8 protein-coding genes and 1 tRNA gene are annotated in these 6,986 nt (G+C 67.7%); 3 read left to right on the top strand and 6 right to left on the bottom strand.

Annotated elements, in window-relative coordinates; all coding sequences use genetic code 11:
- Positions 1-307: 307 nt before the first annotated feature.
- The 3 genes from ASC46_RS15785 to mnmA all read right to left on the bottom strand — a co-directional run bounded on the left by ASC46_RS15785 (position 308) and on the right by mnmA (position 2,395).
- A tRNA-Met gene (locus tag ASC46_RS15785) sits at positions 308-384 on the bottom strand.
- 159 nt (positions 385-543) lie between these two features.
- Entirely contained in the window at positions 544-1,197 is a 654-nt protein-coding gene (locus ASC46_RS15780) for a class I SAM-dependent methyltransferase (RefSeq protein WP_055460252.1), read from the bottom strand.
- Positions 1,198-1,222: 25 nt separating this feature from the next.
- Positions 1,223-2,395 carry a tRNA 2-thiouridine(34) synthase MnmA gene (gene mnmA, locus ASC46_RS15775; RefSeq protein ID WP_055460251.1) on the bottom strand — a complete coding sequence of 391 codons (1,173 nt, stop codon included), beginning with the start codon at positions 2,393-2,395 and terminating at the stop codon, positions 1,223-1,225.
- Between the two features lie 292 nt (positions 2,396-2,687).
- Between mnmA and sciP the strand changes: the two genes are divergently transcribed.
- Both sciP and ASC46_RS15765 read left to right on the top strand, forming a co-directional pair.
- Positions 2,688-2,963 (top strand): CtrA inhibitor SciP, encoded by a 276-nt coding sequence (sciP, locus tag ASC46_RS15770; protein ID WP_026015031.1) that lies wholly within the window; start codon positions 2,688-2,690, stop codon positions 2,961-2,963.
- A gap of 376 nt (positions 2,964-3,339) precedes the next feature.
- Positions 3,340-3,594 carry a helix-turn-helix domain-containing protein gene (locus tag ASC46_RS15765; protein WP_071924256.1) on the top strand — a complete coding sequence of 85 codons (255 nt, stop codon included), beginning with the start codon at positions 3,340-3,342 and terminating at the stop codon, positions 3,592-3,594.
- Between the two features lie 13 nt (positions 3,595-3,607).
- Here the strand turns inward: ASC46_RS15765 and ASC46_RS15760 are convergent, their stop codons facing one another.
- Together ASC46_RS15760 and ASC46_RS15755 are read right to left on the bottom strand one after the other, a co-directional pair.
- A complete protein-coding gene (locus ASC46_RS15760; protein ID WP_055460249.1) occupies positions 3,608-4,444 on the bottom strand; it encodes a class I SAM-dependent methyltransferase in 837 nt (278 codons plus the stop codon).
- On the bottom strand, positions 4,444-5,445 hold the full coding sequence (locus ASC46_RS15755; RefSeq protein ID WP_055460248.1) for a lysylphosphatidylglycerol synthase domain-containing protein: 1,002 nt from the start codon (positions 5,443-5,445) through the stop codon (positions 4,444-4,446). The genes ASC46_RS15760 and ASC46_RS15755 overlap by 1 nt, the downstream gene beginning before the upstream one ends.
- Positions 5,446-5,678: 233 nt before the next feature.
- Here ASC46_RS15755 and ASC46_RS15750 point away from each other — a divergent pair, with 233 nt between their 5' ends.
- Positions 5,679-6,278 (top strand): GNAT family N-acetyltransferase, encoded by a 600-nt coding sequence (locus tag ASC46_RS15750; RefSeq protein WP_055460247.1) that lies wholly within the window; start codon positions 5,679-5,681, stop codon positions 6,276-6,278.
- Between the two features lie 13 nt (positions 6,279-6,291).
- Here ASC46_RS15750 and ASC46_RS15745 read toward each other — a convergent pair whose 3' ends face one another.
- Complete coding sequence (locus ASC46_RS15745) at positions 6,292-6,660, bottom strand: flagellar export protein FliJ (RefSeq protein ID WP_055460246.1); 369 nt, start codon at positions 6,658-6,660, stop codon at positions 6,292-6,294.
- Positions 6,661-6,986: the final 326 nt, after the last annotated feature.

Below are 6,986 nucleotides of genomic sequence, written 5' to 3'. Positions count from 1 at the left end.
AAGGCGGTGCTCGAGGAGCGCCTCGACGTAGCCATGCGAGAGCTGACGATTGTCGAGCTCCACCCCGAGGCCGTCGAGGCCTACCGGAAGGCCGTCCAGTCGCTGTCGACTGTCCTTCGCGACGCCATCGAAGACGAGGATCAGGACGTCATCGCGGCGTTCCGCGCGCTCGTCGACAGCGTCGTCGTCACACCTGGCGCTCGCTACGAGGCGCCCATCGTCGAAATCAAGGGAAGGCTTGCGGCTTTGACCGGAGCCCCGATCGCGCCATCCGGACGATATCGCCGCGCCGGTGTGGCTCTTGAGGTGGTAGCGGAGGAGGGACTCGAACCCCCGACACGCGGATTATGATTCCGCTGCTCTAACCAGCTGAGCTACTCCGCCCCGTTCGGGCACGGCGCCTGACACCGTGCGGCGGGATATAAGGAGGTGGCGCGGCGGCTGTCAAGGAAGCTCGCGCGCTTTCCACGCATTGTGCAGCAGGCGGTGCGCCCTTGGATTGCCCGCCGGGAGAGACCCGCGGTGTCTCGCCTTCCCCGATGGTCAGGCAAACTTGCGCAGTTGCATGACCTTGAAGAAGCCGCCGGGGAAGACCGACTCGAGCGAGACGACTTCGGCCACCCCGCGCGAGCGCGCCCAGCGGGCGATGCGCTCCGCCTTGAAGGCCGAGCTCCAGCCCACCTTGCTGGCGAGCGGCGCCACCGCCTCCTCGAGGCTGGCGAGCGCGCCGCCGGCAGCACCGAAATGATTGGCGAGGACGATTTCGCCGCCCGGCCGCAGCACCCGCGCGAATTCGTCGAGCGCGGCCTCGGGATCGGGCACGAGGGTGATGACGAACTGCGAGACCACGGCATCGAAGGTCCCGTCCGGGAAGCCGAGGCGGCAGGCGTCCATCACCGCGAGCGCCTCGACCTGGCGAAGGCCGAGCCGGTCGACCTTCTGCTGCGCCCGCCGCAGCATGTGTTCGGACAGGTCGACGCCGGTCACCCGCGCGCTCGTCGGATAAGCCTCGAGCGACAGGCCGGTGCCCACGCCCACCTCGAGGATGTGCGTGCCGCAGGCGAGCGCAGCCGCAACCGCCCGCTCGCGCGCCGGCGCCGTCAGCTTGTCGTAGACCACATCGTAGACCGGCGCCCATCGCGCGTAGGCCTTGCGCATCGAGGCCGTATCAGGCCCCCGGATGTCGGCCGCTGCCATCGTCCCCCTCGTCGAACCGTCCGCGTCAGGCCGCCGCTCCCTCCCCGAGCGCTTCACGCATCGGCATCGGGCGCGTGGCGCGGATGGTGCCGCCGCCCAGCACCTGCGCCCGCCCATCTACACCATCGTAGATGACACAGGCTTGACCGGGTGCAACACCCTCCTCGGCGCTGGCCAGCACGATCTCCACACCTTCCGCATCGCGTCGCAGGAAGGCCGGGCAGGGCTGGCGCGTGGAGCGCACCCGCACGGCCACCTCCAGGCCCTCGGGCGGCAGCGCGTCGAGCGCCACCGGGCCAAGCCAGTTGACGTCGCGCAGCCTGATGCTCTCGGTGCCGAGCATCTCGCGCGGACCGACGATGACCCGGCCCTTCTCCGCATCGAGCTTGAGGACGAATAGCGGCTCGCCGACCGACAGGCCGAGGCCGCGCCGCTGGCCGACGGTGTAGTGGATGATGCCCTCGTGCCGGCCGAGCACCCGGCCGTCCACGTGCACGATGTCGCCGGGCGCCACGGCGCCGGGCTTCAGCCGCTCGATGATGTCGGTATAGCGCCCGTTGGGCACGAAGCAGATGTCTTGGCTGTCGGCCTTGTCGGCCACCGTGAGGCCGAATTCGTGGGCGAGCGCCCGCGTTTCGGTCTTTGCCATGTCCCCGAGCGGAAACCGCAGGAAATCGAGCTGCGCGGCTGTCGTCGCATAGAGGAAGTAGCTCTGGTCACGGTCCGGGTCAGCGGCGCGGAAGAGGCCGCGGCGGCCGTTCGCCAGAAGGCGGCTGGCCACGTAATGGCCGGTCGCCAGCACGTCGGCGCCGAGGTCGCGCGCCGTCTCCAGAAGATCGGCGAATTTCACCGACCGGTTGCACTCAACGCAGGGGATCGGTGTCTCGCCGGCGAGATAGCTCTCGGCGAAACGCTCGATCACGGCGTCACGGAAGCGCGATTCGTAATCGAGCACGTAATGGGCGATGCCGAGCCGCTCGGCCACCCGGCGCGCATCGTGGATGTCCTGGCCGGCGCAGCAGGCCCCCCGGCGGTGGACTGCGGCGCCGTGGTCGTAAAGCTGCAAGGTGATGCCGATGACATCGTAGCCGTCGCGCTTCATCATCGCGGCGACGACGGAGGAATCGACCCCGCCCGACATGGCGACGACCACGCGCGTCTCGGCGGGTGGCTTGGCGAGATCAAGGCTGTTGAGCATGGCTCATCCTCTCCTCCCCGCCCGGCAATGCGGGGGTGCAGCTGGCTTGGGCATACATATAATGCCCGACAAGCGCAGTAAAACCCGGTGTTCCCCTTAGGCGCGCCGTGTGTCGGCTTTGCGGCGGCGGACGTCTCGCTCTGCCAGGACCGGGCAATTCCTGCCGCCTTCGCAGCGTCGTGACGGCTTCATCGGCCAGGAAGCGTTGCAGCCTTTGCTTTAGGCAAATCTTAAATCACGCAGGTCTAAGCTCCCTCTCGACGTTGGTCAGTCGAGTTAGTGTGAGCGTATCATGACCGAACCCCAACGCCCGAGGGTGAAATACGTCATCGGGCCCGACGGCAGTCCATTGACGATTGCCGACCTGCCGCCGTCGTCCACCAAGCGCTGGGTCATCCGGCGCAAGGCGGAGGTCGTCGCCGCCGTACGCGGTGGCCTGCTGAGCCTCGACGAGGCTTGCCAGCGCTACACGCTGACGGTGGAGGAGTTCCTGAGCTGGCAGCAATCCATCGACCAGCACGGCCTCGCCGGCCTGCGGACGACGCGCATCCAGCACTACAGACAGTGAACCGTCTCCGCCGGGTGGTGCGGTCCCGGACGCAACCTCGGAAAGACAAGGAAACGCCGGCCCAGGGGTCGGCGTTTCCGCTTCCGAAGCAACGGCAGGCGCCCTCGGTGACCGTTTGCCATCCGGACACGACAATTGTCGCGAGCCGTTTAACCGCTCCCTAACCATAAGCGCGAAAACATCCGCACGCACAGCGGCGGGGGCTTGCGGCTCGCGCCATCACGCACGGAGACGGTGGTATGGGAATGAAGCCCTCACGGCACGCAGGGTCGCTTCGGCAGGGATGGGCATATCGGCAGGCATGGGCCTATCGGGCACATGGCCGGTTCGTTGTCGGACCTTCGCTGATGACGGCATGCGATGCCGGTGCGGCCCGATGAGCGATGCGACCCCACGGGAGTTCCCGCCCACCCTCCCCGCCGCGCTTGCGCTCGTCGGCCAGCCCATGGCCGTCGTCGAGCGGGAACTGATCCTCGCGACGCTCGTCCACTGCGGCGGCAACCGAACCCATGCCGCGCGCATGCTGGGCATCTCTATCCGCACCCTGCGCAACAAGCTCGCCGATTACACGGCCGCCGGCTTTGCCGTGCCGGAGGCCGGCAGCGGCATCGCGCGCAACGCTCCCGCCTGAACCAGCGGATTCCTCAGCGCTTGCGCAGCCACAGGCTCGTCTCGAAGGCACCGTCCACCAGCGGCAGCATGCCTGCGGCGCTCGCCGCAACCGCCCCTTCGAGGCGGGTTGCGGCGTAGTGGCTCGTGAAGACGATGTCATAGCCGCCGCCCTGTAACAGGGCTGCGACGAGCATCTGCTCGTTGTAGCCGCGCCAGCCCCACGCCTGCGGATAGGCGTCGGGCAGGAAGATGTCGTGCACATGCACGAGGACGCCGGCCGGCAGCCCCGGCAGGATGTCGAGGAACAGCCGGTCGACGTCGTTGCCCGGCATGGCGATGTGGCTCGAATCGATGAACAGGACGTCGCCCGCCGCCAATGGCGGAAAATCGTCGCTCTCCACATCCTCGACCACGACCGGCCGGTGCGTCACGGTAAGGGCTGTGATGTCGGCGCGCGGCGCCGGATCGATGCAGGTGATCGCGGTCGCGAGGCCGCCGTCCGCGACGGCACGGGCCATGAAGCGGGTGGAATGGCCGGAGCCGATCTCGACGATGCGCGTCGGCTTCTCGCGGCGCACGATGGCATAGGCCGCCGCCGCGTCGAGCCGGGGAAACCACATCTGCCGCCACCGCAGCCCCGCTCCCTCGGCCGGAATGGCGGAAAGCTCCGCCGCCACCACGTCGATCGCCGCGAGCGTCGCCTCCATCGCCGGCTCGGCGGCCGCGAACAAAGGTTCGAGCGCGGCATAGGGTGCGGAGCGTGCCTCGCGGGCGTGCCGGTAGGGGATGAAATAGCCGCGGCGCGCAAGACCGGTGACGGTACCGAGACCGAAGGCGAGCCGGCGCAGGCGCGTGCGCAGCGCCGGCATCAGGACGCGCCGTCTCCCGAACGCGACGCGCCGGCCTTGCCGGTGCCGACCTTCGCCGTGACCCGCTCCTTGAGCGTGCGGGCGATGCGCGAGCGCTCGAACAGCACCACGACGACGATCGAGAAGGCGAGCGGGATCAGCAGGTAGAACAGCCGGAAGACGAGCAGCGCCGCGAGCACGTCCGCCGGATCCATGTCCGGCATCGCCTTGAGGAAGACGAATTCGAGCACCCCGAGGCCGCCGGGTGCGTGCGAGATGAGCGCCGCCGAAAAGGAGGCGAGGAAGACGCCGAGGACGACGAAATAGCCCGGGTTGCCGGCTTCCGGCAGCGCAAAATAGATGATGCCGGCGGCGCCGAGCAGCTCGAGCGGAGCCGCGAACAGCTGGCGCAGCGTGATGTTGAGCCGCGGATAGTAGATGGCGAAATTGCCGATCTTCAGCGGCTTGAACTCACGCCACGACCCGAGCACGTAGAGCGCAACGAAGGCGAGCATGGCTATGCCAGCGAGCCGCGACAACCATATGGGCGCGTCCTCGACGAGCCGGTTGACGATCTCCGGCTCACCGACGAGCACGAGCCCGCCGAGCAGGACACTGCCGAGACCGAAGGTGAAGGAGCACAGAGCGACGAGTACACCGACCTCGGCGAGGCTGAGCCCCATGGTGCCATAGGCCCTGAGGCGCACCATGGCGCCTGACAGCACCGAGGCGCCGATGTTGTGCGACAGCGCGTAAGTCGTGAAGGAGACGAGCGAGATGACAGCCCAGGATAGCTTCTTGCCAAGATGCAGGAGCGCTATGCGGTCGTACCAGGCCAGCGCACCATAGGCGATGATAGTGGACAGGCCGGCGAGCAGCCACTGCTTCGGCTGGATGGCGGCGATGCTGTCGAGCACCTCGCTGGCAGAAATGTCCTTCAGCTCCCGGTAAAGGAGCCAGACGGAAAAGACGACCGCAGCAAGGCCGATGACCGGCCAGACATACTCGAGCTTCTTCTTCATCGATCCTTGAGCTTCGCCCCTGCTGCCAAATGCTTCCGCAGTGCAGTCCCGGATGCACCGCGGGGTGCACTCTTCGCCAATCCCTGCCGGCATCTGTGCCCGACCGGGGGCGCGCCCGCAAGGCTTTCTTGACGCCAGGGCACCTTGTCGTGCAAGGGCTGGGGCAGGCTCCCGCCACCGACTCCAGGGGCTGCGGCAAAAGGGCCCGATCAAGATCAGGAGAAGCGCCGGCCATGCTTTGCGACGGCTATACCGACATTCCCGCCGGCAAGCTCGCCACGGTCGTCACCTACCTCGAGATGACCGCGCCGCCGGCGGTCGGCAGGATGGGCAGCGTCGATTTGTCCCTGCTGAGGCTCGATGCACCGGATGTCGAGCATTATCTTGGGCTGTTCAGGACCGTCGGCGGACCGTGGCTGTGGGTCAGCCGCCTAGCAATGCCGATCCCGGAGGTGGCCCGGATCCTCGCCGATCCGGACGTCGAGGCCTATGCCGTCGTGCTCGCCGGCGAGGACGCCGGCCTGCTGGAGCTCGACTTCCGTGGCGGCGACGAGGCCGAGATCGTCTATTTCGGGCTCGTGGAAGCAGCCGTGGGCCGCGGCGCCGGGCGAGCGCTGATGCAGCTTGCCCTCGCCCGGGCGTGGTCTCGGCCGATCCGACGGCTGATGGTGCACACCTGCCATCTCGACCACCCCGGCGCCCTGCCCTTTTATGTCCGGATGGGGTTTCGTCCCTACAAGCGGGCCGTCGAGGTCATGGAAGACCCGCGTCTCGCCGGCCTGCTGCCGCCAGAGGCTGCGCCACACGTTCCGCTGATCGCGCCGCCGCGCTGAACCGCCGGCGCGTTCAGGCGTGGGCGACGATCTCGCGGTTGGAATCGCGAACCGCCTCGCGATCGTCGAGCAGTTCGACCTTGCGCAGTTCCTCCAGAGCCTCGTCGAGTTCGGCCCGGGCGTCGTCGAGCTGACCACGCAGTTCCTCGGCCGAGCGCACCAGGTTGTCGCGCCGCTGCGCCGCCGCCTTCGCATAGGTCGGATAGGCGAAATGAGCCGGATCGGTGATGCCGGCCCGCGCTTCCTCGGCTGCAATCTCGCGTGCCAGTTCGTCGGCCATGCGCGTGAACTCGGCCGACATGGTCTCGATCTGGTGGACCCTGCGGCGCTTCTCCTCCACATGGAAGCGCTTCAGGCGAATAAGCGTGTTCCGCGACTTCATCGCTTGTACTACTCCTCGACAAGCCGCCAAAGACGGGGGCACAGCCGCCGCAAAAAGGCCGCTGACCTGTCGAACCATCGCCGACGGAGGTTAGTTCTTCCTTACTCTCCGGCATTCGCCGCCGTGGCGACGGCGATGACATCGCCGTTGCGACATTCCTGCAACAGCGCAACCCGGAGAACCCCTGCGGGAGCGTCCGCAAGTGCGCGAGTTATCCAACGGGGGGCGAGGATGGACCCCCTCCTGTGGCGAGGATGGACCCGTCAACCTTTCATTTACCGAGGTCGTTAAGACTGCGGCTACGTCGGCTCTGCCGGCAGCGCGGC

Origin of the sequence: Chelatococcus sambhunathii (assembly GCF_001418005.1) — a bacterium.
In the GTDB taxonomy this organism is placed as follows: Bacteria; Pseudomonadota; Alphaproteobacteria; order Rhizobiales; family Beijerinckiaceae; genus Chelatococcus_A; species Chelatococcus_A sambhunathii.
Note: the sequence above shows the minus strand (reverse complement) of the source record. Positions and strands in the feature narration are given on the sequence as shown.

Excerpts from the sequence above, each read along its gene's own strand:
- ASC46_RS15780 (WP_055460252.1), bottom strand. The coding sequence starts at position 1,197 with ATGGCAGCGGCCGACATCCGGGGGCCTGATACGGCCTCGATGCGCAAG.
- mnmA (WP_055460251.1), bottom strand. The coding sequence starts at position 2,395 with ATGCTCAACAGCCTTGATCTCGCCAAGCCACCCGCCGAGACGCGCGTG.
- sciP (WP_026015031.1), top strand. The coding sequence starts at position 2,688 with ATGACCGAACCCCAACGCCCGAGGGTGAAATACGTCATCGGGCCCGAC.
- ASC46_RS15765 (WP_071924256.1), top strand. The coding sequence starts at position 3,340 with ATGAGCGATGCGACCCCACGGGAGTTCCCGCCCACCCTCCCCGCCGCG.
- ASC46_RS15760 (WP_055460249.1), bottom strand. The coding sequence starts at position 4,444 with ATGCCGGCGCTGCGCACGCGCCTGCGCCGGCTCGCCTTCGGTCTCGGT.
- ASC46_RS15755 (WP_055460248.1), bottom strand. The coding sequence starts at position 5,445 with ATGAAGAAGAAGCTCGAGTATGTCTGGCCGGTCATCGGCCTTGCTGCG.
- ASC46_RS15750 (WP_055460247.1), top strand. The coding sequence starts at position 5,679 with ATGCTTTGCGACGGCTATACCGACATTCCCGCCGGCAAGCTCGCCACG.
- ASC46_RS15745 (WP_055460246.1), bottom strand. The coding sequence starts at position 6,660 with ATGAAGTCGCGGAACACGCTTATTCGCCTGAAGCGCTTCCATGTGGAG.